This window comes from Neomegalonema perideroedes DSM 15528 (assembly GCF_000374145.1).
Taxonomy (GTDB): Bacteria; Pseudomonadota; Alphaproteobacteria; order Rhodobacterales; family Rhodobacteraceae; genus Neomegalonema; species Neomegalonema perideroedes.
The window spans coordinates 933,334-959,613 of record NZ_KB893653.1 but is presented as its reverse complement, the minus strand read 5'-3'; the positions used below and the strand labels follow the sequence as shown (position 1 = coordinate 959,613).

The following is a 26,280-nucleotide window of genomic DNA, read 5'->3' as shown; positions in this document are numbered from 1 at the left end:
CTCTCCCGACGCAATCTCGATTCAGGGAGGCCGGGATGAAGCTTTCAGGCGGATGCCATTGCGGCGCGCTGCGCTATGAGATCGACGGCGAGGCGGTCGCCTCGGCGATTTGCCATTGCAGAGACTGCCGGAAATCCACCGGCGCGCCTCTGACGGGCTGGCTGATGCTCCCGCGCGCGGCCTTGACCATCACGGGAGAGCCCAAGGTCTACGCCTCTTCGGCGCATGGGCGGCGCTCCTTTTGCGGAACCTGCGGCGCGAGCCTCTTCTACGCCAACGCCGAGACTCTGCCCGGTCTGATCGACGTGCAGAGCGGCACGCTGGACGATCCGGAGGCGGCGCCGCCTCAAATCCACGTCATGGCCTCGCAGCGCGTCAGCTGGACGCGCGGCTTCGAGGCTTTGCCCGAATTCACGACCTATCCGCCGCGCCCCGAATGAGGCTCAGATTTCAGGCTCAGATTTTAGGCTCGGGCGGCTTCTCCGAGGTCAGGGCGGCGCGGGAATGCGAGATGAATTCGCGCCGCCACATGGCCCAAGCCACTAAAGCCGCCCCCGCCACGGCGCCCCAAGGCCCCAGCAGCCAGCCGAGCGTCCCGAGCGCGAAGTAAAGCCCCCTCAGGCCGCGATTGAAGTTCAGCGCGGCCTGCTCGTTGAGCCGCGCGGCGCGCAAGGCGGCGTCTTCGGCCTCCGGCGGGATCTCCGTCTGGCCGGGATGCGGCATCGGAATCGAGCCGAGCATGATGGCGTTGTAGTTGAAGAGCCGATGCGACCAGGCGAATTTGAAGAAGGCGTAGACCAGCAGCCCGAGCGGCGCCAGCAGACGCCGCCGCCAGTCGCCCGCGGCCACATGATCGGCGAAGGGCAGATCATTGGAGAGCGCCGCCAGAGCCTCCGCCTGTCCGAGCAGAGCCGCCGCGCCGCCGATGGCGAACATGCAGGCCGAGGCGAAGAAGGCCGCGCCGCTCTGCAGGCTGTTGAGCAGGGCGGCGTCCACGATGCGCTGTTCGCGCTCGGCGATGCGCAGCGCCCATTCATAGCGCCGCCGCGTCATGAGGGCGGCCATGGTGCTTTCGGAATAAGGGCCGCGCTCGATCCACCAGCCCACCCCGAGCCAGCAAGCCACGGTCCAGAGCGCCGCCATGAGGTCGGCGCCGCTGATCAATCCGGTCATAACGCGGCGGGCCTCCGGCCATAGCGGATGATGGTGACGAGCACCAGCCAGAGCGTCACGGCGTTCAGCGAATGCCAGAGCCAATGCGTCCCGAGCGGCAGGGCCTCGCAGATCGAGCGGTCCAGCGTGCGGAAGGTCAGCGAGGCCGTGAAGACCAGAGCCGCCGCGCCCAGCAGCCGCCCCGCCGGATTCCCCTTGGCGACGAGGATCGCCGAAGTGACGATCAGCGCGATCAGCGGCGGCAAATAGCCCTCCGAACCATTGAGCGCCCCGCCCGTCAGACGGCGCATGAAGCCCCCCGCCAGCACGACGAAGACCGCGAAAGCGGCGGTCGCCGCCCCCGCGACGAGCCAGCTCAGCCCGAAGACGCGGTTCAGCGTGGCCGCCAGAGCCGCCAGAATGAAGATCTGGATGGGGATGACGTCGGCCAGCATCGACCAGAATTGCGCGACGCTATGAAAGAGGAAGGAGCCCACGCCGATCGCCGCCACCAAGGCGCAGAGGCCGAGAATCAGCGGATCGTCCTTCCCCAGTCGCCGCGCCTCGCGCCAGGCCAGCCAAGCCGCGATCACGAAGGCGGCGTTCGTCGCGGCGTTGATCGGCTCCGACCAAAACTCCGGTCCGGTGCGTTCGCAGTAATTATCGAGGGGGGCCAGCCAGCGGCTCATGACTCTCTCCGGTCGCAGTCGGGGGGCGCGGTCGGGTGGGCGTATCTCGGACAGCATAAGCCGAATCCATGAAGCTTTCGGCCTCTTTTCGGGCCTTGGCTTCAGGCTTCCCGATGAAAAAGACCGCGCTCCTTGCGAAGCGCGGCCCTGAAGTCTGAATCGGGAAAAACGTCAGTTCTTCGCGTAATACTCGATGACGAGATTAGGCTCCATCTGCACAGGATAAGGCACGTCGGTGATGGTGGGCATCCGGACATAAGTCGCAACGCCTTTGGCGGAGTCGACCGAGAGATAATCCGGAATGGAGCGCTCGCCCGACTGGGCCGCCTCCAGCACCAGCGCCAGCTGACGCGACTTTTCCTTGATGGCGATCACGTCGCCGACGCGGCAGACGTAGGAGCCGATGTTGACGCGCTTGCCGTTCACGGTCACATGGCCGTGGTTCACGAACTGGCGGGCGGCGAAGACGGTCGGCACGAATTTCGAGCGGTAGACGATGGCGTCCAGACGGCTCTCAAGCAGGCCGATCAGATGCTCCGAGGTGTCGCCGCGGCGACGGTCGGCCTCGGCGTAGATCCGGCGGAACTGACGCTCGGAGATGTCGCCGTAATAGCCCTTGAGCTTCTGCTTGGCGCGGAGCTGCTGGCCGAAGTCGGACATCTTGCCCTTGCGGCGCTGGCCGTGCTGGCCGGGGCCGTATTCGCGGCGGTTCACCGGCGACTTGCCGCGGCCCCAGAGGTTTTCGCCGAGACGGCGGTCGATCTTGTATTTCGCGTTGGCGCGTTTGGTCATGTCGGGTCCAATTCGTCGAATATGAGCGCGCCCTCCTCGGCTCTTCCTTCCGGAAGACGACAGAAGCCCCGGAGGGCCTCGCGGACGCGAAAAAACGCCGCCCTAACGGACGGCGGATGCGGGACTTACTCCGGCTTGCGCCGAAAAGTCAAGGGCGCCCCCCGCCCGCGCCCGCCCGCCCTGAGGCGCGAAAAGCTCCGGAGGCCTTTCGGCTCCGGAGCTTTCCCTTCCGTGGCGGAGAGAGAGAAGGATCAGCGGCTCACGCGCAGCTCGCCCGTGTCGTGGAAGATCTTCGTGAAGGCGGTGTTGAGCTGGACGCCCGTGTTCACCGCGAAGATCTTGCCCGGATCGGAGGCGCAGCGACGCAGCGAATCCAGAGATCCGTCCGCGCCTTCCGTGAAGGCGATGGTGTAGACCTTCACGCCCTGCTGCTTCGCCGCCGTGCAGATCTGCTCGAAATAGGCGAAGGAGGCTTTGCAGGCCGCCTGAGCGTTGCTGCGCAGCGTGCCGGTCAGATTCTGCAGGTTGCCGGCTTTGAGGCATTCCTCAATGACCGTCGAATTGATGGAGGCGCTTCTCAGCGTGGCGTCGTTGGCCGCGGCGTTGTCGACCGCCGGCGAGAAGACGCCGTCGGTCATCATGACGATGGCCTTGCTGACGTTGCGGGCGTCGTAGGTGGTGGGCAGGCGGTCGGCCGTGACGTAGTTGCCGCCGCCGCCGCCCCCTCCGCCGCCCCCGCCGCCGAGGCCCAGAATGCCCAGCAGACCGCCGACGGTCTCGTTCAGCAAATCTCCGACGCCGGTCAGCAGGCCATCCAGAAGACCCTGAACCTGAGACAGCGGCAGAACCGTCGTCACCGCGGTGAAGCGCCCTGCGGAATCCGTCGGCTTGAAGGCCCAGGCGCCGCCCCAGTTGGGCGAGATCGAGCGCCAAGCCCATTCCATGCCCAAATGTCCCGCCGTGCCGCCGTAAGCGACGAGGTTGTCGGCGTAGGCGCGCATCTCCGCCACGTTGTTCGTCAAAGGCAGAACATGCATGGCGGGCGTCGCCCAGCTTTTATCGAAAGCCGTCGAATTATCGCGCCGGATCCGCTGGAAGTCCCGCAGGTCCTCGAAGGTGGCGAAGGGATTCTTCACCACGTCGGGCGCCTGATCCTTCGCGAGATTCGCGCCGAAGCGCTCGGTCGCCCAGGCTCCGCGCTTGAGATAGGCCGCGCTCTGATCATCGGCCTTGCTCCAGAACTCATACCTCTCCCAGCGGGTGCAGGAGCCCCAGCGATTATAGGAGACGCAATAATTCTCGTAAGTCCAGCTTCCGAGATCGTAATAACGCAGCAGGCGCTGCTCGCTGTCGCCGAGATTGCTGAAGAAGTTATGCGGCTCCGGCCCGCCGTTCTGGGGCGTTTTGTTCTGGACCGAGCGCGCGGGGCTCACGCCTTTATACAGATTGCCGATGTTGACGCTGCCCGCATAGGGGACGATGGACACGTAGATGTTGCTGCCGTGCTCGGTCCCCTGAGCCTCGATCTGATCGAACATGCCGTTCAGCGCGGTGCGCAGGGCGTCCAGACGCGACTGGCCCGGCGCGGCGCGGCCCTCGTTGCCGGCCAGATCCATCGACATGGAGCCGCTCATGTCCAAGGCGAGGGCGATCTCCATGCGATGGGCGCCCGGCGGCGTCACCTGAGCCTCCACGCGCGGACGCATATGATCCTTGACGGAGGAGGGCACCGGGAAGATCGCGTCCACCCGGAACTTCACATTGCCCCTCAGCACGCCCTCCAGCTCGTCGTAGGAGGCCTCCACGATCATGTTTTTGGCCGAGATGCCCGCATCCCGGACATAAGAGCGGACGTAAGCCTCGACGATGGCCTGAGGTTCGGTGAAATCGTCGGATCTCGCGGCGCTCAGCAGAGCGGCGTCCAGCGCGCGCTGGACGTCGGCGCGAGTTTCGTAGGTGTGGGCCACCGTCGCCGAGAGAGCGACCGCCGCGACCGCGACGCCAACCGACAAGCCGCCGGCGGTCGCGATCGATCCGCGCCGGCTCTTCAGAAAGCTTGAGATCTTCTTGTTGCGCATCATCGCTCCTCCACTGAAGCAGGATTGATGATCGCCAGAAATAGATAGTTTTATTTTAAATTACGGTTTGTATTACGTAATAAAAACTCAAACCCCCTGAGAAAAGAATCAAAGGAATTCATAAAATTATTTCAATAACGCGCCGTTCATGCTGAAAAAACCCTTACCGCGCCGTCCTCCGATCCTTACCGCCCGCCCGAAGAGGCGGCCTGATTCCCTCAGCCTCCCGCGCCGGAGGCGAGGCTCTTCACAATCGCAGCCGCGCCTTCCGGGGCCGTCCAGAGCGTCGCGGAGGGCGCGAGGAAATCCGCTTTCCCCCAAAGCGCCGCCGCCAGAGCCGGATCCGGCGCGATTTCAGCCACGCAGGGAATCTCGATCATCGCCTGCCACCAGAAGATGAGTTCGCGCAAATCCGGGTCCGCGTCAAGAGTTTCCAGCGGGCCGAAAGCGACATAATCGGCCTCGCGCTCGCCGGCGGTGAGGCCCTTATGGCGCGAATCGCCGCAATCCACGCCGAGAATGGCGTTGCGCCCGATGGCGGCCCGCGCCTCGACCATGGCCTTCAGCGCATGGGGGCCGCTGAGGTGGACGCCGTCCAGCCCATAGGGGCGGACCAATTCGAAGCGGTCCTCGATCAGCAGCGCCACGTCATGGGCGTGGCAAGGCGCCTTCAGCGCGTCGAGCAGAGCCGCCGCCGCGCGGTCGGAGACTCCTTCCGCCAAAGGAACCCTCAGACAGGCGACGTCCGCCGCCGCGAAGACCTCGGCGCATTGGGCGGCGAAAGCTCCGGCGTCGGAGACCTCGGCGGGCGCGACGAGATAGAGCCGCGTCGGGGCGGCTTCGGCAGGCTGGGCCATGATCAGGATTCCGCCGTCTGGGTTTTCACGACCGCTTTGGACTTCGTGGTTTTGGCTTTGGCCGCTTTAGGCTTGGCGGCGGCTTTCGTCTTCGGGGCCTCGCCCCCCTCCGCGGCCTGCGCCTTGGCGGGGGCCTTCTTCGCGGCGGGCTTCTTCTTCGGCGAGGCGGCGGCGCGCGCCGCCAGCAAGGGCAGAGCCTGCTCCATGGTCAGGTCTTCGGGCTTGACCTCTTTAGGGAGGGTCGCGTTGACGGCGCCCCATTTCACATAAGGCCCATAACGCCCGGCCATGACGTTGACCGGCGCGCCGTCCTCGGGGTGAGGCCCCAATTCCTTGAGCGGAGCGACGGCGGCGCCTCGTCCGGGGCCTTTGGCGCGCTTTTGCGCCAGAAGATCCACCGCCCGGTTCAGCCCGATGCTGAAGACCTCGCGCCAGTCGGGGAGATTGGCGTAGGTCTTTTCATGCTGCACATAAGGTCCGAAGCGCCCGAGGCTGGCGCGGATCTCGCCGCCTTCGGGATGCTCGCCGACCAGACGCGGCAGCGAAAGAAGCTGCAAGGCGAAGTCCAGATCCACCTCGTCGATGGAGACGCCGCGCGGCGGAGAGGCCCGCGGCGGCTTCTCGCCCTCGCCTTTCTGGACGTAAGGCCCGAAGCGGCCCACGCGGAGCGTCACGGCTTCGCCGTCGGGCGCTTGGCCGAGGAGCTTGCCCTCCGGCGGCAGAGCCTCGGAGCTTTCGCCGTTCTCGCCCTCCTCGACGCCGAAGGGGCGCGTATAGCGGCATTCCGGATAATTCGAGCAGCCGATGAAGGCGCCGAATTTGCCGGTGCGGATCGACAGCCGCCCCTTGCCGCAGGTCGGGCAGAGGCGCGGATCCGAACCATCCTCCTTCGGCGGGAAGACATGGGGTTCAAGGGCTTCGTTGATGCGCTCCAGCACGTCGCCGACGCGCAATTCCTTGGTGGCTTCGACTTCGCCGTTGAAGTCGGTCCAGAAATCCGCGAGGAGCCTTTTCCAGTCGGCTTGGCCGGAGGTCACGTCGTCGAGTTTTTCCTCAAGTCCCGCCGTGAAGTCGTATTGCACGAGGCGGGCGAAGTAATTCTCCAGAAAAGCCGTGACGAGGCGGCCCTTGTCTTCAGGGATCAGACGGCCCTTGTCTTTGCGGGCGTAGCCGCGATCCTGCACCACCGTGATGATCGAGGCGTAGGTCGAGGGGCGCCCGATGCCCAATTCCTCCATGCGCCGCACGAGGCTGGCCTCAGTGAAGCGCGGCGGGGGCTGAGTGAAATGCTGCTCGGGCGTGATCGCGCCGCGTTTGAGCGCCTCGCCTTGGGTCAGAGCGGGCAGACGGCGGGAATCCTCGTCCTCGGCGTCGTCCTGACCCTCCTGATAGAGCGTCAGGAAGCCGTCGAAGAGCAGAACCTGCCCCGTGGCGCGGAAGGCCGCCTGAGAATCGGCGCTGAGGATCTCGGCCACGGTGCGCTCGAAGCGGGCGGATTCCATCTGCGAGGCCACGGCGCGCCGCCAGATCAGATCATAGAGCTTCGCCTCCTCGCCCGAGAGATCGGCCTTATCCGGATGGCGCGAGGCCTCGGTGGGGCGGATGGCCTCATGGGCTTCTTGGGCGTTCTTGGCCTTGGTCTTATAGACCCTCGGCGCGGCGGGCAGATATTGCGCCCCATAGCGCGAAGAGATCTCCGACCGCAGAGCCTGCACCGCCTCCGGCGCGAGATCCACGCCGTCGGTGCGCATATAGGTGATCCAGCCCGCTTCATAGAGCTTCTGGGCCACGCGCATGGTGTTTTGCGCGCCGAATCCGAGCTTGCGGCTGGCCTCCTGCTGGAGGGTCGAGGTCATGAAGGGCGGCGCCGGATGGCGCTGAGCGGGCTTTTGCTCCACCGCCTCGACGCGATAGTCCCGCGCGGCGGCGAAAGCCACGGCGCGTTTGGCGTCTTCTTCGGTCGCCAGATCGAATTTTTCGAGCTTCTTCCCCTCGCTCTTGACGAGCCGGGCCTCGAATCCGCCCTTCGCCGCCCCGAAGGCGCCGGAGATGGTCCAGTATTCGCGGCTTTTGAAAGCCTCGATCTCCATTTCGCGCTCGACGAGGAGCCGCAAAGCCACCGACTGCACGCGTCCGGCGGATTTCGCGCCGGGCAGCTTGCGCCAAAGCACCGGCGAGAGCGTGAAGCCCACCAGATAATCCAGAGCCCGCCGCGCCAGATAGGCTTCGACCAGCGCCATGTCGATCTGACGCGGGGCCTGCATGGCCGCCAGAACCGCCGGTTTGGTGATGGCGTTGAAGACCACCCGCGAGATCTTCGAGTCCTTCTTCAAGGCCCGTCGGGCGCGCAGGGCCTCCACGAGATGCCAGGAGATGGCTTCGCCTTCGCGGTCGGGGTCGGTGGCGAGGATGAGCGTTCCGTCGTCCTTGACCGCCTGCGCGATCTCCGAGAGCCGCTTGGAGGATTTGGAGTCCACCTCCCAATCCATAGCGAAATCCTCGGCCGGGCGCACCGAGCCGTCCTTCGCTGGCAGATCGCGAACATGGCCGTATGAGGCCAGAACCTTGAAGCCGCTCCCGAGATATTTCTCGATGGTTTTGGCTTTGGCGGGGGATTCCACGACGACGACGGCCATAAGCCTTGCATCTCCTGCTATACGCGGCGCGAAGATGGGCGAGGTTTCGGAGATCTGTCAACCCGCCTCTCCGCCTGCGCCTCCAATGAAGCCCCGCCCTTTCGGGAATTCCCGGGAGAATCCTCCCAGCCCGCAGCTCCGCGAGCCCTTGCCTTCCGCGCGCCGGGGCCCCATATGGCTCGCCGAGGACGACCTCCCCATCATGGGCCGCGCTTGAGCGGCGATTCTCCCGGGACGACCCGGAGATTTGTCAGGATCGAACCTCCATGCGCAGCCCCGCCGACCGCATCCGCCACGCCCTGCTCTTCGAGATTTTCGCGCTGCTCATCGCCGTGCCCGGCGGCATGCTGCTCTTCGGGCTGGAGATGAAGGACATGGGCGTGATCGCCGTGGGCGGCGCGACCATCGCGACGCTCTGGAATTACGTCTATAACTGGGGCTTCGACCATCTCATGGCGCGCTGGCGCGGAACCACGCGGAAGACGCCGCTGATCCGCGTCGGCCATGCGATTCTCTTCGAAGTCGGGATTTTGCTGCTGTTGCTGCCTTTCATCGCCTGGTGGCTGGGGATCAGCCTCTGGGAGGCGCTGCTTATGGACGTCGGCATGGCGATTTTCTACGTGGTCTACGCCTTCGTCTTCAACTGGGCCTATGACCGGATCTTCCCGGCGCCCGAATGGGACGCCGCCAAGACGCAAGCCGAAGCCTGATGCTCGCCGCCGAACGCACATGGATCCGCCTCGTCTCCGAGGCGGACGCGCAGAGGCTGCGGGCCTATCATCTGGCCAATCAGGCGCATCTGGCGCCTTGGGAGCCGGAGCGTCCCGCAGGCTTTCATGATCCGGAGGCGTGGCGCGCGCGCGCCGCGCTGCAAGCCGAAAGCATCCGTCGGGGCCTCGCCTATCACTTCCTCGCCGGCCTTCACGGGCGCGAGGAGATTCTAGCGATCTGCAATTTCAGCAACGTGGTGCGCGGGGCCTTCCTCGCCTGCCATCTTGGTTATTCCCTCGACGGCGCCCATCAGGGACGCGGCCTGATGTTCGAAATCCTCTCCGCCTTGATTCCCCATGTCTTTCAGAATTACGGCCTGCACCGGATCATGGCGAGCCATCTCCCGGAAAACCACCGCAGCGCCAAATTGCTGACGCGGCTCGGCTTCGAGCGGGAGGGCTACGCGCGGGATTATCTGAAGATCGCGGGCCGCTGGCGGGACCATGTGCTGACCGCCCGCATCTCTCCTGATCCCCTGATTTAGCGCCGCGCGCCCTCGGCGTGGACGAGGATCTCTTGAAAGAGATTGGCCGTCAGACGCCCGAAGCGCGTCCAGTCGCCAGGCTCGGTCTTGCGGGCTTCGAGGAAGCCCTGTCCGAACCAGCTCCGCCCGTCGCAAAAGACGGCGTAGAGCGTGAAGCCGCCCGCCTGAGGCGGATTCGCCGGGGCGATCTCCCGCAGCCGACAAGCCGGACCCGAGCCCGGCGGCGAGGCGCCGTTGAAGATCAGCACCAGCCGCGCCTTTTCATGTTCGTCCTCGAAGCCGCCCGGCGCGACGGGCCGAAAGCGGATCCCGGCGGGCAGACCCGCCGGAAGCCTCAGATGGGCCGCGACCTCGTCGGGCGTCGCGCCGGGAAAGGGCGCGCCATGGATCTCGGTCGGGATTCCGCCCCGGGCCGCGATCGTATAGAGCGTCCCCTTGCTCATCAGCGGCAGAGACTCCACGCGGGTGACCGTATAGGCGTCGCAGCCCCCGAGCAGCCCGAAGGCTCCGGCCGCCACGGCCCCCATCCGCGCGAGAAAGCCGCCGCGCCCGCGCATCAGGCCGCGCTCTCCAGCCGGGCGATCTCCTCGCCGAGGGCCAGAAGCCGCCGCGCCGTGACGACATGCAGATTCTCGACGATCCTGCCGTCCACCACCGCCACGCCTTCGCCGCGCGCGGTCGCCTCCTCATAGGCCGCCACCTGACGCCGCGCCAGCTCAAGATCCGCCTCGGCGGGGGCGAAGACCTCGTTGGCCGTCGCGATCTGATCGGGGTGGATCAAGGTCTTGCCGTCGAAGCCGAAGGCCCGCCCCTGACGGCAGGAGTCGCGAAAGCCCTCGACGTCCTTGAAGGCGTTGTACACGCCGTCCACCACCGCCAGCCCATAGGCGCGGGCGGCCAGCATGGTCAGGCCCAGCGCCGTGACGATGGGTTCGCGCAGAGGCGTATGTTCGGCGTGGAGATCCTTCACGAGGTCGTTGGAGCCCACCACGATCCCCGCCAGACGCGGCGAAGAGGCCGAAATCGCGGCGATGTTCAGCGCGCCCAGCGGCGTCTCCATCATGATCCAGATCTTGGTCTTCTCGGGCGCGCCGAGCTGGTCGAGCTTCGCGGCCACCTCGCGGACGAGTTCGGGCGTCTCGACTTTAGGCAAAAGCACGGCGTCCGGCCCGGCCTTGGCGGCGGAGACGAGATCCTCCTCGCCCCATTCGGTGTCGAAGCCGTTGATGCGCACGAGGATCTCGCGGCCGCCGAATCCGCCCGCCTTCACCGCTCCGGCGACCAGCTCGCGGGCCACGATCTTCTCCGAGGGCGCCACGGCGTCCTCCAGATCGAGAATCAGCGAATCGGCCTTGAGGCTCCGGGCCTTCTCCAAAGCCCGCTCGCGCGAACCGGGCATATAGAGGACGGAGCGACGGGGGCGAAGGGAAGCTTGAGCCATGGCGAGATCTTTCAGCGAATCCTCAGGAGTTTTGCAACGCAAGAGGATTAGCTTCTTTCGCAGCGCGACGAAAGATGATTGCGCTTCAGACGAAAAGACGGGGACGGCTTCGCAAATCGCCCCCGTCCGCAGGATTCGCCTGAGCCTCAGATGGCCCCGAGGCACCAGGTCAGCACGCCCTTTTGCGCGTGGAGCCGATTCTCCGCCTCGTCGAAGACCGCGGAGTTCGGCCCGTCCATGACGGCGTTGACGACCTCCTCGCCGCGATGGGCGGGCAGGCAATGCATGAAGAGCGCGTCGGGATTGGCCACCTGCATCGCCTTCTCGTCCACCTGATAGGGCGAGAGCAGGTTATGGCGGCGGATGCGCGTATGCTCGGGATCATGCATCGACATCCAGCTGTCGGTGACCACGAGATCCGCCCCCATCAGAGCCTCGGCCGGATCGCGGGTGACGCTCACGCGGGCTTGAGTCTTCTCGGCCCAGTCCAGCACGTCGCGCTCCGGCGAGAGCGAGGCGGGGCAAGCCACCGCCAGCTCGAAATCGAGCTGGCCCGCCGCATGGATGAAGCTCGCGCAGACGTTGTTGCCGTCGCCGAGCCAAGCCACCTTCTTGCCCCGGATCGGACCGCGCTTCTCCTCGAAGGTCAGCACGTCGGCGAGGATCTGGCAGGGATGGGTCTTGTCGGTCAGGCCGTTGATGACCGGAACCGTCGCCGCCTCGGCCAGCTCCAGAAGCTTGTCGTGCTCGAAGGTGCGGATCATGATCGCGTCGACGTAGCGCGAGAGCACGCGGGCCGTGTCGGCGATGGTCTCGCCGCGGCCGAACTGCATTTCAGCCCCGTTGAGCACCATGGTCGCCCCGCCGAGCTGACGCATGGCGAGGTCGAAGGAGACGCGGGTGCGCGTGGATGATTTCTCGAAGATCATCGCCAGCATCTTGCCCTTGAGCGGGGCGTCTTCGTCGGGGGCCGCGGCGGCGCCCCATCCGGCTCGGGCGGCCTTGCGTCGGGCGGAATCGGTGAGGATCGCGCGCAGATCGGCGCTTGAAGCCTCGTTGAGATCCAGAAAATGCCGACGTCCCGCCGCCAAACCCGCGGCGTCCTCCTGAGCGTTCATCCCGCTCTCCCTCTGCTGGTCGTCGGAGCGTTCTCCGACCAAACCGGGTCGTTCGAACGCTCCCCCTTCTTGGGTGGTCGCGCTTTCGCGACGCGAAGCCTGATCGGCTTCGCTGAAAAGCGCTCTAGATCACGCCGCCGGAGCGGCGCTGACGGCTAGCGCCGCCTTGTCGAGCCGCCGGAGCGCCTCGTCGATCTCCGCGTCGGAGATGTTGAGCGGCGGCAGCACGCGCGCCACGTTCTCGGCGCCCGGCGCGAGCAGAACGCCCGCCGCGCGGCCCGCCGTCACATATTCGGCGTTGGATTTGCGGCAGACGAGGCCGAGCATCAGCCCCTCGCCGCGCACCTCGACGAAGACCTCGGGATGGCTGGCGATCAGCCCTTCGAGGCCCTGCCGCAGACGCCCGCCCGCGCGCGAAACCTGCGCGAGGAACTCCGGCGCCGCCAATTCCTCCATGATCGCCAGACCGACGGCCATGGCCAGAGGATTGCCGCCATAGGTGCTGCCATGCGTCCCGACCACCATGCCGGAGGCCGCCTTCTCGGTGGCGAGGCAGGCGCCGAGCGGAAAGCCCCCGCCGATGCCCTTGGCCACGGCCATGACGTCGGGCTCGATCCCGGCCCATTCATAGGCGAAGAGCTTGCCGGTGCGGCCCATGCCGCATTGGATCTCGTCGAGGATCAGCAACAGGCCGTTCTCGTCGCAGATGCGGCGCAGTTCTTTCAACTTCTCCACGCCGAAGGGCTTGATGCCGCCTTCGCCCTGCACGGGTTCGAGGATCACGGCGGCGGTCTCGGGCGTGACGGCGGCCCTCACGGCCTCCAGATCGCCGAAGGGGACTTGCGTGAAGCCCGGCAGCAGAGGCCCGAAGCCCTTGGCGAGCTTCTCGCTGCCCGCCGCCGCGATTCCCGCGCTGCTGCGTCCGTGGAAGGAGCCCTGAAAGGCGATGATCCCGCTCTTCTCCGGCTGGCCGAGGCTATAAAAATAGCGCCGGACCATCTTCACCGCGCATTCGATGGCTTCGGTGCCGGAATTGGTGAAGAAGACGGTGTCGGCGAAGGTCGTCTCGACCAGCCGCCGCGCCAGAGCCTCCTGACCGGGAATCTCATAGAGATTCGACACATGCCACAGCTTCGCCGCCTGATCGCTCAGCGCCTTGACCAGCTTCGGATGGGCGTGCCCCAGCGCGCAGACCGCGATTCCCGCCGCCAGATCCAAATATCGCTCGCCGGAACGCTCGATGAGCCAGGAGCCTTCGCCGCGCTCGAAAGCCAGAGGGGCGCGGGCGTAGGTGGGCAGAACGGGCGAGATCATGGCCGAACTCCAAAGCAAAAAGCCGCCCCCTCGGGGGGCGGCGCGCGCCTTATGCTAAAGGCCGGGAGCCCGGAGCGTCAAGAGCCTCCGCGCTCAGACGGCCAGCCAGTCGCGGAGCGCCGCCGAAACCGCCGCCGGACGCTCCAGAGTCGCGAGATGCCCCGCTCCCTCGATCAGCGCGAGGCGGGCGCCGGGAATGGCGAAGGCCATCTCCCGCGCGAGGTCGGGGGGCGTCAGCTCGTCCTCGGTCCCGACGAGCACGAGGGCCGGAACCCTGATCTCCGCGAGATTCGGGCGGCTGTCGGGGCGGCTGAGGATGGTCCGGGTCTGGCGGATGAAGCCCTCCGGCCCGACGCGCCCGGCCATGCTCCGAAAGACGGGCTCGACCTCGGCGCGGTTCTCCGGCGCGATGAGCTTGGGCGCCATGGCCGCGACCAGCTTGCCGAAGCCGCCCGAAGCCGCCAGTTCGATCTGACGCTCGCGATCCGCGCGCCGCTCGGGCGAATCGGCGCGGGCGGCGCTGTCGAGAATCGCGAGGCGCGTCACGCGCTCCGGAGCTTGGCGCAGGATCTCGAAGGCGAGATAGCCGCCCATCGACAGCCCCGCCAGAACGAAGCTCGGCGGCGCCTTCGCAAGGATCGCGGCGGCGGTCTCCGAGACGCTTTCTCCGGCGCCCTGATCGGCCACCTGAATCTCCAGCAGATCGGAGAGATCGCGGATCTGAGCCGCGTAAAGCTCCGAATCGCAGAGCAGGCCGGGAATGAACAAAGCGGGCTGCGGGGAGGACATGGAGAATCTCCTTTCGCCTTTTCAGATCGCCGTTTTGAGGCGAAGTTCGCGGAAAATCCCGCCGGGCCGCCCTATCCTGAGGCCTTTCGTGCGGCGAGGAAACCCCGCCCCCTGAATTTCGCGCCCCTTTCGGCGCCCCGTTTCGGCTCCGCAGAGGGTCGGAGAAGCCGATTGCGTTAAACCTTGTTCATCATGCGTGAAATCTCTGGCTTCCGCGCGCGGAGGCACTACGTCTTAAGGCGTAGGCACGAATCGAGCAACGGCGCGCCGCAGATCCCGGCCGAACCGCCGACCGACGCGCCCTTGGAGTGAGCGTTCATGAAGATCAGCATCGCCGCCGTCCTTCTGGCTGGCGTGGCCCTCGCGGGCTGCGACTCGGGGACCACGACGACCACCACCTCGGCCCCTGAGACTCCCGCAGCGAGCGCGCCCGCGACCCCGGCCCCTGCGGCCCCCGCTCCGGCTCCGGCGGCCTCCGCCCCGGCTGCGGCCCCCGCCGCGCCCGCCCCTGTGGACGTCGCGCCCACGCCCGAGCCCGCTCCGGCGCCGGTTCAGGTCGCTCCGGCGCCCGCCGCCGCCCCCGCCGAGCCCGCTCCGGCGACCCCCGAGCCGGCCGCGCCCGCTTCGGAAGAGGCGCCCGCGCCCGTCCTCCTCGAAGAAGAGATCATCATCGAGGACGTCGCCCCGGTCGGGGAAGAGGCTCCGGCCGCGACTCAGCCGCAATAAGGCGCTTCGTCTGAAGCTTCTGGAAGCCGGGACGCGCCGCGTTCCGGCTTTCTCGCGCTTTCGGCTCCTCCTCCCGCCGCAGCAGGTGACAAAGGGGCCGTTGAGGCGCTAGATCCTCCCCGGTCGGCCCTCCTGAGGGCGTCGCATCGCAATCTTCAGGCGGGGAGAGGCATCTTGCGCGCGTCGCGGATTTCACCGGCGTTGTTTCGTCTCGGCGCCTTCGACAGCCTGCCGCTGATGTTCGCCATCATCCCTTTCGGGATCATCTGGGGCGCGGTGGCGGCGGCGGCGGGGCTGAATCTCCTCCAGACGGTCATGATGTCCGTGACGGTGCTGGCGGGGGCCTCGCAATTGGCCTCGGTGGAGATTCTGAAATCCGACGCGCCGATTCTCGTGGCGATCATCGCGGGGGCGGCGGTGAATCTGCGGTTTTTGCTCTATTCGGCCTCCATGGCGCCCTCTTGGCGCGGCGCGCCCTTCGGGCTTCAGGCGACGGCGGCCTATATGCTCTTCGATCAGCCTTACGGGCTTTGCGCCGTGCGCTATCCGCGCCAGCCGCAGGAGACGCCCGTCGAGCGGCTGTCCTATTTCCTCGGAACGGGCGCGGCCTTCACGCTGGTCTGGCATGTCGCTTCTGCTTTGGGCTGGGCGGTCGGGGCGCGCATCCCGATGGATTGGGGCGTGGACTTCATCGTGCCGCTGAGCTTCCTCGCGATCTTCGCTCCGGCGCTGCGGGATAAGCCGAGCTGGTTCGCTTTAATCGTGGCGTCGGGCGCGGCGCTGCTGCTGCGGGGCCTGCCCTATGGGCTGGGGCCTCTCGTCGCGGCGGGCGTCGGCGTGGCGGCGGGGATCTGGAGCGAAAACCGTCTCTCTGGGAAGGAGTCCCGTTCATGAGCGCCGCCCCTATGGCCGCCATCGACCCGACCCGCTTCTGGCTTCTGGCTCTGGGCTTGGGCGCGATCACCTACGCCATGCGGATCTCCTTCATGGCCCTGATGCGCCGACACGCGCCGCCTCCGGGGCTGATCCGAGCTTTGCGCTTCGCGCCCTTCACGATTCTCCCGGCGATTCTGGCGCCTATGGTGGTCTTTCCGACTTCGGGCGGCGGCGAGGTCGATCCTTTGCGGATCGTCGCGGCTTTGGCGGCTTTGGCGGCGGGGGCTCTGACGCGCAGCATGCTGGCGACCATCGGCGTGGGCGCGGCGGTCTTTTGGGGTCTGGGGGCTTTGCTGTGACGGAGGGCGGAATCTTCCTGCTGGCGGGCGAGGCCTCCGGCGACCGGCTCGGCGGCGCTCTGATGCGGCGTCTGCGCGAGATCGCCCCGGAGCGTCCGCTTTACGGCGTCGGGGGGGAGGCCATGGAGGCCGAGGGGCTGCGCAGCCTCTTTCCCATGCAGGATCTGGCGGTGATGGGCTTCGCCGAGGTTCTGCCGAGTCTGCCCCGCATTCTGCGGCGGCTGAAGCAGGCGACGGCGGAGATCGACAGGCTCAAGCCCGCCGCGCTGGTCACCATCGACGCCCAAGGATTTTCAAAGCGGCTTCAGGTTCGGACCCGCGAGGTTTCCCCGCAGACGGCCCGCGTCCATTACGTCGCGCCGACGGTCTGGGCCTGGAAGCCGGGGCGGGCGCAGAAGCTCGCCGGGCTGATCGACCATCTCATGGCGCTTTTCCCCTTCGAGCCGCCTTATTTCACGGTCCACGGCCTGAGCTGCGATTTCGTCGGGCATCCGGCGGCCGAGCGCGTCCGCGCGGCGGATCCTCAGGCGGCGGAGGCTCTGGCGCGGGAATTGGGGCTCTCGCCGCAGGCGCCGGTTCTGGTCGCTCTGCCGGGAAGCCGTCGCGGCGAGATTTCGCGTCTGGCCGAGCCTTTCGGCGCGGCTCTGGGATTGCTGAAGGCCCGCCATCCGGATCTTCAGATTCTGCTGCCCATGGCGGAGGGCTCCGCCGCCCTCGCCGCCGAGGCCGCCGCGCGCTGGCCCGCGCAGGCGCATCTGCTCGATCCGCGCGGAAAGCCCTTCGCCGAAGCCGAGGCGCGGAAATTCGCGGCTTTCCGGCTGGCGGCGCGGGAGGAGGCGGGAAGAGGCGGCGCGGCTCTGGCGGCTTCCGGCTCGGTCTCGCTGGAGCTGGCCGCCTGCGGAACGCCGATGGTCGTCGGCTATAAGGCCCATCCGCTCAGCGCGGCCATAGCCCGGCGGCTGCTGAAGATCGACACGGCCACCTTGCCCAACCTGCTCAGCGGCGAAAAGGCGATCCCGGAATATTTTCAGGAGGATTGCGCCCCCGAGCCCCTCGCGGCCGCTTTGGAGCCGCTGTTGCGCTCCGGTCCCGAAAGGGCGCGTCAGGAGCGGGCGGCGGAGGCGGCCCTCAAAGCTTTAGGCGGCGGGCCGGGCGAGGAGCCGCCTTCCCTGCGGGCGGCGAAGAGCCTTTTGGCCGCCATAAAGCGCAAGGAATCCGCGCCCCTTGTTTCCTGAGCGAAACGGTCTGTTTCCGGCTTTCGTCTTTGCGCGGCGCGAAATTGGGTTAGATTGCGGCGTGAAGCTCCGATCCGCCCCCCGGTTCGGGCTCGGATTCATGAGGTTCTTTCAAGCATGAGCAAGTTGAAACTCGCCGTGATCGTCGGCAGCACCCGCGATGCGCGCTTCGGCCCCAAGCCCGCGAAATGGATCGCCGATCTCGCGGCGCAGCGCCCCGAGTTCGACGTCGAGATCGTGGATCTCAAGGATTTCGATCTGCCGCTGTTCAATGAAGCGGCCTCCAACGCCTGGGCGCCGAGCAAAGACCCCCGCGCCGTGGCCTGGCAGAAGAAGATCGGCGAATTCGACGCCTATGTCGTCTCGACCGCCGAATATAACCACTCGATCACCGGCTCTCTGAAGAACGCCTTCGATCAGGCTTACGTCGAATGGGCGCGCAAGCCCATCGGCTTCGTGGGCTATGGCGGCGTGGGCGCGGCTCGCGCCATCGAGCACGCCCGCAACATCGCCGTGGAGCTTCACATGGTCCCGGTGCGCTCGGCGGTGCATATCGCGGGCGGCGATTTCTTCGCCGTCTGGCAGGGCGGCAAGGAGATGAGCGAGATCGAAGGCGGCGTCGGCGCTTCGGCCAAATCCATGCTCGACGAACTCGCGTGGTGGGGCGCCGCGACCAAGGCCGCCCGCGCTCAGGGCTGAGGCCCTGCGTTCAGGCTCCCGGCGCCGGAGGGATCCGACGCCGGGGGTTTTCAGGTCACCATTCGCCGCTGTTCGGCATGGAGGCCCAAGGCTCCTGCGGGGGCAAAGGCGCGCCGCGCTGGAGAAGCTCCACGGAGATCCCTTCCGGCGAGCGCACGAAAGCCATGTTCCCGTCGCGCGGCGGACGATTGACGGTCACGCCCCCCGCCTGAAGCTTGGCGCAGGCGGCGTAGATGTCGTCCACCTCATAGGCGAGATGGCCGAAATTGCGGCCGCCCTGATATTCCTCCTCGGAGCCCCAGTTATAGGTCAGCTCCACCTGCGCCTCCGGCTGATCGGGCGGCGCGAGGAAGACCAGCGTGAACTTCCCCTTCTCATTCTCGACGCGGCGGATCTCCGTCAGCCCCAGCAGATCGCAATAGAAGCGTTTGGAGTCCTCGATGTCGCGCACGCGCACCATCGTATGCAGATAGCGGAGTCCCATATCCGTCTCCTTTTGGTGAGGTCGGCGCCCTGTCTAGCCGCTCGCGGCGACGAGGGAAAGACGCCCAGCGCGGCGCCCGGCGTGTCGAAGGAGCCGCGCCTGCGGGCGATCCTTAAGAGCAGAGGCGCCCCCGCTTGCGTTCGGGGCTCTCCCGGCCAATATCCTGCCTATGCGATTCTCCAACGCCTTTCTCGACGAGCTGCGCGCCCGAATCTCGATCTCCGAGATCGTCGGGGCGAAGCTCCTGTGGGACCGGAAGAAATCCCAGCCCGCCCGAGGCGACTTCTGGGCGCGCTGCCCCTTTCATCAGGAGAAATCTTCGAGCTTTCATGTGCTTGAGGGCAAGGGGATCTTTTATTGCTTCGGCTGTCAGGCCAAGGGCGGGGCGCTGGAGTTCGTCATGAAGACGGAGAATCTCAGCTTTCCCGAAGCGGTGGAGCGTCTGGCGACTCATGCGGGCATGCCCCTGCCCGCCCGCGATCCGCGCGCCGAGGCTCAGCGCGAGGCGCAAAGCGGGCTGGTCGAGCTGAACGAGGCGGCGATCCGCTTCCACCGCAGCCAGCTCCATGGCGCGGCGGGCCGCGCGGCTCTGGATTATCTCCGGCGGCGCGGGCTGACGCCCCAGACCATCGAGACCTTCGAACTCGGCTACGCCCCGGCGGCGGGCTCGGCTCTGGCGCAGCATCTGCGGCAAGGCGGAGCCTCGGCGAAGGATCTGGAGACGGCGGGCCTCTGCGCGGCGCGCGAGGACGGATCGCTCTACGACCGGATGCGCGACCGGGTGATCTTCCCCATCCGCGACGCCCGGGGCCGCGCCATCGCCTTCGGGGGGCGGGCGCTCTCGGCGGAGGCCAAGGCGAAATACCTCAATTCGCCGGAGACGCCGCTTTTCCATAAAGGCGAGGTTTTATTCAACCTCGCCCGCGCCCGCGCCGCCCCGCGCGAGGCGGATCTGGTGGTGGTCGAGGGCTATATGGACGCCATCAGCCTGCATCAGGCGGGTTTGCCGAAAATCGTGGCCCCCCTTGGCACGGCCCTGACCGAATCCCATCTGAAGACCCTCTGGCGAATCGCCGACGAGCCGATTCTCCTGCTCGACGGCGACGCGGCGGGCCAGCGCGCCGCCGACCGCGCGGCGGATCTGGCTTTGCCTCTGCTGACGGCGGGGAAATCCCTGCGCTTCGCCTCGCCTCCGGCGGGCCGCGACCCCGACGACCTCGCCCGCGAAGGCGGAGCGGCGGCGGTTCAGGCCGTGCTGAGGACGGCGGAGCCTCTGATCTCGCGGCTCTGGCGGCGCGAGACCGAGGCGCGTCCGCTCGACACGCCGGAGCGGCGCGCGGCCTTCGATTCGCGGCTGCGGGAGCTTTTGGGACTGATTCGCGAATCAGACGTGCGGGCCCATTACACGGCGGCGATTCGCGAGCGCCGGGCCGCGCTCTTCGCTCCGGCGGGCCGCGCCGAGACTCAGGGCGGCGGCTTCGCGGGCGGCGCCCGAAGGACGGATTTCGGCGGACGCCGGGCGGCTTCCGGCGCCGGGGGCTTCGGAGGCTTCAAGCGGGGCGGAGGATGGGAGGCGCCGATTCAGACAGTGAATTCAACGCGCGAATCGCGCCTGCAGCAAGACGTCGGCTCCTTCGCGCGCGGCGCGCTCGAAGCCTTCATCCTGTTGTGCTGCCTGCGTCGTCCGGCGCTGATCGAGCGATTCGAATCGGATCTCTGGAACTGGGCTTTCGATTCGGAGCGGCTTGACTTGATTCGCGACGCGCTCCTATCGTCCGCCGCCGCGCGAATCGCCCGTGGCGAAACGCCGACGGAGGGCGATCTGCGCGCGGATCTGCGGCATCGATTCGGAGAAGACCCGGAGCCTCTGCTCGGCGCGCGCCTGACCGCGCAGGCGCCGAGCGGCGCTTTGCGCGCCGAAGCCCCGGAGGCGGAGGCGGAGGCGGAGATGGAGAAGGCCTTCTCCGCTCTGGCTTCCTTCTTGCAGGCGCGGGCGCCTTCGGCGCCGCCTCAGGAGGATCCTGATTTCGAAGCGCGCATAGCCCGCGGACACGCCGCCGCTCTGGCGGCCGTCGGCGGGCGGGCGGACGGCTCGGAGACCGACCGCGCCTGCGCGGATCTTGATGCGGCCATCGCCAGCGCTCGCGCGGCGAAGGCGGCGAAACGGCGCCGGTGACGGCGCGTCGGCTGAAATTTCTACAGAACTCCCGCGACGGCGGCGGGAGGTTCGGGACCATAGGGGACGGCGATGGCGGACAAAGACATGGACGGCGCGACGGAGACGACGACGCCCGTCGGCGAAGCCACTCAGGCGGAGCTGAAGAAGCTGATCGCCCAATCCAAGGCGCGCGGCTGGATCACCTATGACGAATTGAACCGGGCTTTGCCCTCGGACCGGGTCTCGCCGGACCAGATCGAAGACATCATGTCCATGCTCAACGACATGGGCGTGAACGTCATCGAGGAGGAGGAGGCCGAGGCCACCGAGGCCCGCGCCGCCGCCGCCGAGGAAGCCGAAGAAGAGGCCGAAGCCCCCGAGGCCGACGAAGCCCGCCTCCCCGCCGCCGCCACGGGCAACGCCGGCGAAATGGACCGCACCGACGATCCGGTGCGCATGTATCTGCGCGAGATGGGTTCGGTCGAGCTGCTGTCCCGCGAGGGCGAAATCGCCATCGCCAAGCGCATCGAGGCGGGCCGCAACGCCATGATCGCCGGGCTCTGCGAGAGCCCGCTGACCTTTCAGGCCCTCACCATCTGGCGCAAGGAGCTGCTCGAAGAGCAAATCCTCCTGCGCGACGTGATCGACCTCGACGCCACCTTCGGCGGCCGCGAATTCGAAGGCGAGGAAGGTCCGGACTTCGCCGAGGCCGAAGCCGAGGGCAAAGCCGGAGAAGCTCCGGAGGCTCCGCCTCGTCCCGCCGCGCCGCCTAAGGCGGCTCAGCCCGCGGCGGCCCCGCTCAAGGCTCAGCCTGAGGCCGTGAAGGCGGAGAAGGCCGAAAAACCCGAAAAGCCGGCCAAGCCCGAAAAGCCCGCCAAACCCGTCAAAGCCCGCAAGGACGACGACGAGGAGGAGGACGAGGAGGAGGAGGAGCTGCCCGAGGAGGAAGAGGAGGAGGAAGAGGCCTCCGCCGAGGGCGAAGGCGAGGCCGATCCCGAAGACGAAGACGAGGCCAGCGTTTCGCTTTCGGTCATGGAGGCCCAATTGCGGCCTCAGGCTCTGGAGGCGCTCGGGCGCGTCGCGGAGCTTTACGAAGAGCTGCGCGCCATGCAGCATTCGCGCATTCAGGCGGCCCTCGCCGCCGGAGACCGCCTGACGCAGGATCAGGAGCGGGCTTATCAGCGCGTGCGCGCCGAGATGGTCGAGCTGGTGAATCAGCTTCATCTCAATCCGCACCGCATCGAAACGCTGATGAGCCAGCTTTACGGCTATAATAAGCGGCTGATCTCGCTGGAGAGCCAGATCGCGCGGCTCGCCGACGGCCATAAGGTCAAGCGCGAGGACTTCCTGCGCGAATATTACGGCCATGAGCTGGAGCCCGGCTGGACCGGCCGCGTCGGCAAGCTCGGCAAGACCTGGACGAGGTTCATCGAGCGCGACGGCGCCCGCGTCGAGAAGCTGCGCGACGACGTCGCCGAGATCAGCCACGCCGTGGGCGTGGACATCGCCGAATTCCGCCGCCTCGTGCAGAGCGTGCAGAAGGGCGAACGCGAAGCCCGCATCGCCAAGAAGGAGATGGTTGAGGCCAACCTTCGGCTCGTGATCTCCATCGCGAAGAAATACACCAACCGCGGCCTTCAGTTCCTCGACCTGATTCAGGAAGGCAACATCGGCCTGATGAAGGCGGTGGATAAATTCGAATATCGCCGCGGCTATAAGTTCAGCACCTACGCCACGTGGTGGATTCGTCAGGCGATCACCCGCAGCATCGCCGATCAGGCCCGCACCATCCGCATTCCGGTGCATATGATCGAGACCATCAACAAGCTCGTGCGCACGGGGCGCCAGATCCTCCATGAGATCGGCCGCGAGGCCACTCCGGAGGAATTGGCGGGCCGTCTCCAGATGCCTCTGGAGAAGGTGCGCAAGGTGATGAAGATCGCCAAGGAGCCGATCAGCCTCGAAACCCCGGTGGGCGACGAAGAGGACACCCAGCTCGGCGACTTCATCGAGGATAAGAACGCGGTGCTGCCGCTGGATTCGGCCATTCAGCAGAATCTCCGCGAGACCACCACCCGCGTTCTGGCCTCTCTGACGCCCCGCGAAGAGCGCGTGCTGCGCATGCGCTTCGGCATCGGCATGAACACCGACCACACCCTTGAAGAGGTCGGCCAGCAGTTCAGCGTCACCCGCGAGCGCATTCGTCAGATCGAAGCCAAGGCCCTGCGCAAGCTCAAGCATCCGAGCCGCTCGCGCAAGCTGCGCAGCTTCCTCGATAATTGATCTGTGGCAAGGTCATCGTCAAATCAGTCCATCTTATCTTGTACACGCATAGGGGGTTGTTTTCGTTCCTATAAAATGCTAATAATCGCTTAAAGGTTTCGGCTTTTGTTACTCTGGGTATCCCTCTTGGGGGTGTCGGGGTGTGTCTGTTCGCCCTCTGGCTCTGCGCTGATTGGTTATGCAACCGTGACGCTGTTAAGGAGGTCAACATGAAAGCCACACTCAAAACTGGTTTGAATGCTCTAGCGGCGCTATGTGGGGCCTTGGTAGGGAGAGCAGACACCCCATCGACGCGAAAAGGGCGGAGATCAGCGTTCAGCCGAGAGTGCCGCTAGGGCGGTTCAATTCCGCCCCCCCACAAAAATTTTAGACGCGGATGGCGCAGATCTTTCGCCCGCCGCGCGCAATCGCCGTCTTGCGCGCGGGCCTTCCGCCCTCCATCTTCGAAGCGAAGCTTGAGCGAGGGAGGGCGCGGCGTGACTCGACCGACCTGCGAGATTCGAGAGGCGCATGGCCTGCGCCTTCTGGCGCTGCCCTCAGAGGGGCCGCCCATCCTCCGCGAGGCGGAGGCCGACGAGATCCTCAGCGAGGCTTGGGGCCGCGACGCGGATCTGACGCTCATTCCGGCCGAGAGGCTGAGCGCCGCCTTCTTCCAGTTGGAGACCGGGCTCGCCGGGGCGATCCTGCAAAAATTCGCGAACTACCACATGCGGATCGTCATTCTGGGCGATCTCGCCGAGCAGAGCGCGCGCAGCCGCGCCCTGCGCGACTTCATCCGCGAATCCAACGCCGGAGAAAGCGTCTGGTTCCTCGCCTCTCTGGAGGATCTGGAGCGCAGGCTCGCGGCGTCCGGGGCTTAGAAGCCCCCGGTCAGCCGCCGCGCACGGCGCCCGCGACGCGCTTCAGATAATCCCGCGCGCGAAAGCCCAAGGTCGGCAAACGCCGCCAAGCGGGGAGCTTCGTAGTCTTATAGACGTCGCTGCCTCCGATTCCCCCCTCTTGGGCGGGGTCGGAGAAGGCGAAGAGATTGCGCCGGGTCGTATAGACCACGCCGCCGCCGCTCCAATAGCGCTCCAGCTCCACGTCGACCGGCAGCGTCATCCGCGCGAGGCGGCGACGCAAATTCCGCGCGCCCTCCCGCGAGACGAGATAGGCCGCCGAAGAGCCCAAAGGCCCATGCATCGCAAGGCCGACCTCCAGCCCGGAGGGCGTGCTGAATTTCGGCAGAAAGCCCCGCACGCGATGATTCATGAGCTTCACCGCGTCGAAGGCCGCGCCCGCTTCGGCTATGGCGCGGGTCTCGGCCAGACCTTCGGCGCTGAGAATCAGATCGTCTTCGAGGATCAGGCCATAGGGCGCGCCGGAGTCCTCCATCGCCTCCAGCGCCATGAGGTGGCTGCGGTGACAGCCGTATTCGCCCGGCAGGATGCGTCCGCGGCCATGACGGGAGCGGAAAGCCGCGAAATCCACGTCGATCCAGTCCTCAGGCGGAATCTCCCGCCCGTCCACCGCCGACACGCGGCGCAGCTCCACGCCCAGAGCCTCCGCCTGCCCGGAGATCCGCGACCAGCGCCCTTCGGCGCGGTCGAGGTTGATGACGAAGACCGGCGGGGCGCTCATCATGAGGCCGCCGAAGCGAGAGGCGGCGCGACCGGCGCGGAGGACTCGATGCGCACGCCCTTGCGCCCGGCCAGATCCTGAATGAACTGCCAGGCCACGCGGCCCGACATCGAGCCTCGGGTCTGGCGCCATTCCACGGCCTCGGCGCGCAGCTCTTCGGGCGAGACCGGAACGCCATAGGCCGCGACATAGCCCTCGATCATGGCGAAATATTCGTCTTGGCCGCAGGGATGGAAGCCCAGCCAGAGCCCGAAGCGGTCCGACAGCGAAACCTTCTCCTCCACCGCCTCGCCGGGATGGATGGCGGTCTGACGCTCGTTGTCGATCATGTCGCGCGGCATGAGATGGCGGCGGTTCGAGGTCGCATAGAGCAGGGCGTTGGGCGGACGCCCCTCCACGCCGCCGTCGAGCGCCGCCTTCAGCGCCTTATAATGGGCGTCGTCCTTATCGAAGGAGAGATCGTCGCAGAACATCACGAAGCGGCGCTCCGGCGCCTCGCGCAGAATGGAGAGCAGACGCCCGAGCGTCGGCAGATCCTCGCGCAGAATCTCGATGAGATGCAGGCTTCCGGGCTTTTCGCCCTCGATCTCGGCCTGAATCGCCTTGACGAGGGCGCTCTTGCCCATGCCCCGCGCGCCCCAGAGCAGGGCGTTGTTGGCGGGCAGCCCCTCGGCGAAGCGCCGGGTGTTGGCCAGCAGCGTGTCGCGGGCGCGGTCGATCCCCACCAGACGCGCCAGAGGAACCCGGCTGACGCGCGTCACCGGGTCGAGCCTTTCGCCCGCGCCGCGCCAGACCCAGACCGTCGCCTGAGCGAAATCCGGCGCTTGGGCGGGCGGCGGACTGATGCGCTCCAGAGCCTCCGCGATGCGCCGCAGAGACTCGCCCTGATCGAAGTCGGTCGTCATGATGGGGTCTTTTCTTCTTCGGCGGCCTCGGCGGCCTCGCGGGCCTCCTCCTCGGCGCGCCTGCGCTCGAAGATCCGCAGCAGACGGATCGACAATTCGTACAGCAGATAAACCGGAATCGCGAGGATGGTCTGGCTCATCGGATCGGGCGGCGTCAGCATCATGGCCATGAAGAAGATGCCGACCACGGCGTAGCGGCGTCCGCTCGCCAGCTGATCCGCCGAAATCACCCCGATCCGCCCCAGCAGCAGCAGGATCACCGGCAGCTGGAAGCAGATGCCGAAGGCGAAGAGCATCGCCTTGATGAAGCCGAGATATTCGCTCACCCGGTTGACGTTGCGGATGGGAATCCAGCCGTCCTCCCCCTCCTGCTCGGCGAAGCCGATCAGGAAGTCCAGCGCCATGGGCACGACCACGAAATAAGCCAGCAGCGCGCCCAGCGCGAAGAGGAAGGGCGTCGCGATGAGGAAAGGCCCGAAGGCGCCTTTCTCCTCGCGATAAAGCCCCGGCGCCACGAAGCCCCAGATCTGCGCCGCCATCACCGGAAAGGAGAGGAAGAAGCCGCCCCAGATCGAGAGGTTCAGTTTGGCGAAGAAGGCCTCCTGCGGCGAGGTGGCGATCATCTCGGCCTTGGGATTCACGTTCAGCAAAGGCTGCGCGAGAAGATTATAGAGCTCGCGGTTGAAGATGTAGCAGAGGATGGAGCCGGCGATCAGCGCCAGCAGCGCCCAGATCAGCCTTTTGCGCAATTCGGCCAGATGCTCGATCAACGGCGCGCGCGAAGCTTCGATGTCGTCTTCGTCTCTCATTGGAG

26 protein-coding genes are annotated in these 26,280 nt (G+C 66.7%); 11 read left to right on the top strand and 15 right to left on the bottom strand.

From position 1 onward, the window contains the following. Nucleotides 1-35 precede the first annotated feature (35 nt). Nucleotides 36-440 (top strand): GFA family protein, encoded by a 405-nt coding sequence (locus B161_RS0104625; RefSeq protein ID WP_018632204.1) that lies wholly within the window; start codon nucleotides 36-38, stop codon nucleotides 438-440. 16 nt (nucleotides 441-456) lie between these two features. Here the strand turns inward: B161_RS0104625 and B161_RS16725 are convergent, their stop codons facing one another. The 6 genes from B161_RS16725 to topA form a co-directional block, all read right to left on the bottom strand. Further along, a complete protein-coding gene (locus tag B161_RS16725) occupies nucleotides 457-1,173 on the bottom strand; it encodes a DUF599 domain-containing protein (protein ID WP_018632202.1) in 717 nt (238 codons plus the stop codon). Next, nucleotides 1,170-1,841, bottom strand: a complete 672-nt coding sequence (locus B161_RS0104615) for a ceramidase domain-containing protein (RefSeq protein WP_018632200.1) — start codon at nucleotides 1,839-1,841, stop codon at nucleotides 1,170-1,172. The genes B161_RS16725 and B161_RS0104615 overlap by 4 nt, the downstream gene beginning before the upstream one ends. Nucleotides 1,842-2,012: 171 nt before the next feature. Then, on the bottom strand, nucleotides 2,013-2,633 hold the full coding sequence (gene rpsD / locus B161_RS0104610) for a 30S ribosomal protein S4 (RefSeq protein WP_018632199.1): 621 nt from the start codon (nucleotides 2,631-2,633) through the stop codon (nucleotides 2,013-2,015). A 251-nt stretch (nucleotides 2,634-2,884) separates the two neighbouring features. Next, a complete protein-coding gene (locus B161_RS0104605) occupies nucleotides 2,885-4,645 on the bottom strand; it encodes a vWA domain-containing protein (protein WP_157755525.1) in 1,761 nt (586 codons plus the stop codon). Nucleotides 4,646-4,929: 284 nt separating this feature from the next. Next, entirely contained in the window at nucleotides 4,930-5,568 is a 639-nt protein-coding gene (locus B161_RS0104600; protein WP_018632197.1) for a thiamine phosphate synthase, read from the bottom strand. A 2-nt stretch (nucleotides 5,569-5,570) separates the two neighbouring features. Beyond that, the gene (topA, locus tag B161_RS0104595; protein WP_018632196.1) at nucleotides 5,571-8,204 is read right to left on the bottom strand and encodes a type I DNA topoisomerase; all 2,634 of its coding nucleotides are present in this window, start codon (nucleotides 8,202-8,204) and stop codon (nucleotides 5,571-5,573) included. Between the two features lie 266 nt (nucleotides 8,205-8,470). Between topA and B161_RS0104585 the strand changes: the two genes are divergently transcribed. Continuing rightward, the gene (locus B161_RS0104585; protein WP_018632194.1) at nucleotides 8,471-8,914 is read left to right on the top strand and encodes a PACE efflux transporter; all 444 of its coding nucleotides are present in this window, start codon (nucleotides 8,471-8,473) and stop codon (nucleotides 8,912-8,914) included. Next, nucleotides 8,914-9,459 (top strand): ribosomal protein S5-alanine N-acetyltransferase, encoded by a 546-nt coding sequence (gene rimJ / locus B161_RS0104580; RefSeq protein WP_018632193.1) that lies wholly within the window; start codon nucleotides 8,914-8,916, stop codon nucleotides 9,457-9,459. Before B161_RS0104585 ends, rimJ begins: the two co-directional genes overlap by 1 nt. On the opposite strand, the gene B161_RS0104575 is transcribed toward rimJ, so the two are convergent. The 5 genes from B161_RS0104575 to B161_RS0104555 form a co-directional block, all read right to left on the bottom strand. Then, nucleotides 9,456-10,016: a hypothetical protein gene (locus B161_RS0104575; protein WP_018632192.1), complete on the bottom strand. Its 561-nt coding sequence runs from the start codon at nucleotides 10,014-10,016 to the stop codon at nucleotides 9,456-9,458. The two genes, rimJ and B161_RS0104575, sit on opposite strands and share 4 nt — an antisense overlap. Further along, nucleotides 10,016-10,900 carry an HpcH/HpaI aldolase/citrate lyase family protein gene (locus B161_RS0104570; protein ID WP_040789295.1) on the bottom strand — a complete coding sequence of 295 codons (885 nt, stop codon included), beginning with the start codon at nucleotides 10,898-10,900 and terminating at the stop codon, nucleotides 10,016-10,018. The genes B161_RS0104575 and B161_RS0104570 overlap by 1 nt, the downstream gene beginning before the upstream one ends. A 146-nt stretch (nucleotides 10,901-11,046) precedes the next feature. After that, entirely contained in the window at nucleotides 11,047-12,018 is a 972-nt protein-coding gene (gene argF / locus B161_RS0104565; RefSeq protein WP_018632190.1) for an ornithine carbamoyltransferase, read from the bottom strand. A 129-nt stretch (nucleotides 12,019-12,147) separates the two neighbouring features. Next, a complete protein-coding gene (locus tag B161_RS0104560) occupies nucleotides 12,148-13,332 on the bottom strand; it encodes an aspartate aminotransferase family protein (RefSeq protein ID WP_018632189.1) in 1,185 nt (394 codons plus the stop codon). Between the two features lie 93 nt (nucleotides 13,333-13,425). Further along, nucleotides 13,426-14,121 carry an alpha/beta fold hydrolase gene (locus tag B161_RS0104555; protein WP_018632188.1) on the bottom strand — a complete coding sequence of 232 codons (696 nt, stop codon included), beginning with the start codon at nucleotides 14,119-14,121 and terminating at the stop codon, nucleotides 13,426-13,428. A 318-nt stretch (nucleotides 14,122-14,439) separates the two neighbouring features. Between B161_RS0104555 and B161_RS19785 the strand changes: the two genes are divergently transcribed. From B161_RS19785 to B161_RS0104530, 5 genes are all read left to right on the top strand, one after another. Beyond that, nucleotides 14,440-14,847 carry a hypothetical protein gene (locus tag B161_RS19785; protein ID WP_018632187.1) on the top strand — a complete coding sequence of 136 codons (408 nt, stop codon included), beginning with the start codon at nucleotides 14,440-14,442 and terminating at the stop codon, nucleotides 14,845-14,847. A 201-nt stretch (nucleotides 14,848-15,048) separates the two neighbouring features. Next, nucleotides 15,049-15,741 (top strand): AzlC family ABC transporter permease, encoded by a 693-nt coding sequence (locus tag B161_RS0104545; RefSeq protein WP_018632186.1) that lies wholly within the window; start codon nucleotides 15,049-15,051, stop codon nucleotides 15,739-15,741. Then, on the top strand, nucleotides 15,738-16,082 hold the full coding sequence (locus B161_RS0104540) for an AzlD domain-containing protein (protein WP_083922874.1): 345 nt from the start codon (nucleotides 15,738-15,740) through the stop codon (nucleotides 16,080-16,082). Before B161_RS0104545 ends, B161_RS0104540 begins: the two co-directional genes overlap by 4 nt. Then, entirely contained in the window at nucleotides 16,079-17,317 is a 1,239-nt protein-coding gene (gene lpxB / locus B161_RS0104535; RefSeq protein WP_018632184.1) for a lipid-A-disaccharide synthase, read from the top strand. Before B161_RS0104540 ends, lpxB begins: the two co-directional genes overlap by 4 nt. 117 nt (nucleotides 17,318-17,434) lie before the next feature. Then, nucleotides 17,435-18,016: an NADPH-dependent FMN reductase gene (locus tag B161_RS0104530; RefSeq protein WP_018632183.1), complete on the top strand. Its 582-nt coding sequence runs from the start codon at nucleotides 17,435-17,437 to the stop codon at nucleotides 18,014-18,016. Nucleotides 18,017-18,071: 55 nt separating this feature from the next. On the opposite strand, the gene B161_RS0104525 is transcribed toward B161_RS0104530, so the two are convergent. Further along, nucleotides 18,072-18,500 carry a VOC family protein gene (locus B161_RS0104525; protein WP_018632182.1) on the bottom strand — a complete coding sequence of 143 codons (429 nt, stop codon included), beginning with the start codon at nucleotides 18,498-18,500 and terminating at the stop codon, nucleotides 18,072-18,074. Between the two features lie 169 nt (nucleotides 18,501-18,669). On the opposite strand from B161_RS0104525, the gene dnaG reads away from it, so the two are divergent. From dnaG to B161_RS0104510, 3 genes are all read left to right on the top strand, one after another. Continuing rightward, nucleotides 18,670-20,676, top strand: coding sequence for a DNA primase (dnaG, locus tag B161_RS16720; protein ID WP_018632181.1), 2,007 nt, complete (start codon nucleotides 18,670-18,672; stop codon nucleotides 20,674-20,676). A gap of 72 nt (nucleotides 20,677-20,748) precedes the next feature. Next, the gene (gene rpoD, locus B161_RS0104515) at nucleotides 20,749-22,941 is read left to right on the top strand and encodes an RNA polymerase sigma factor RpoD (protein ID WP_018632180.1); all 2,193 of its coding nucleotides are present in this window, start codon (nucleotides 20,749-20,751) and stop codon (nucleotides 22,939-22,941) included. 476 nt (nucleotides 22,942-23,417) lie between these two features. Next, nucleotides 23,418-23,801 carry a DUF4180 domain-containing protein gene (locus B161_RS0104510; RefSeq protein ID WP_018632179.1) on the top strand — a complete coding sequence of 128 codons (384 nt, stop codon included), beginning with the start codon at nucleotides 23,418-23,420 and terminating at the stop codon, nucleotides 23,799-23,801. 10 nt (nucleotides 23,802-23,811) lie between these two features. Here B161_RS0104510 and B161_RS0104505 read toward each other — a convergent pair whose 3' ends face one another. The 3 genes from B161_RS0104505 to tatC are packed head-to-tail and all read right to left on the bottom strand — an operon-like array spanning nucleotide 23,812 to nucleotide 26,275. Next, nucleotides 23,812-24,561, bottom strand: coding sequence for a glycosyltransferase family 25 protein (locus B161_RS0104505; protein WP_018632178.1), 750 nt, complete (start codon nucleotides 24,559-24,561; stop codon nucleotides 23,812-23,814). Beyond that, nucleotides 24,561-25,466, bottom strand: a complete 906-nt coding sequence (locus B161_RS0104500) for an ATP-binding protein (protein ID WP_018632177.1) — start codon at nucleotides 25,464-25,466, stop codon at nucleotides 24,561-24,563. Before B161_RS0104500 ends, B161_RS0104505 begins: the two co-directional genes overlap by 1 nt. Beyond that, a complete protein-coding gene (gene tatC / locus B161_RS0104495) occupies nucleotides 25,463-26,275 on the bottom strand; it encodes a twin-arginine translocase subunit TatC (protein ID WP_018632176.1) in 813 nt (270 codons plus the stop codon). Before tatC ends, B161_RS0104500 begins: the two co-directional genes overlap by 4 nt. Nucleotides 26,276-26,280: the final 5 nt, after the last annotated feature.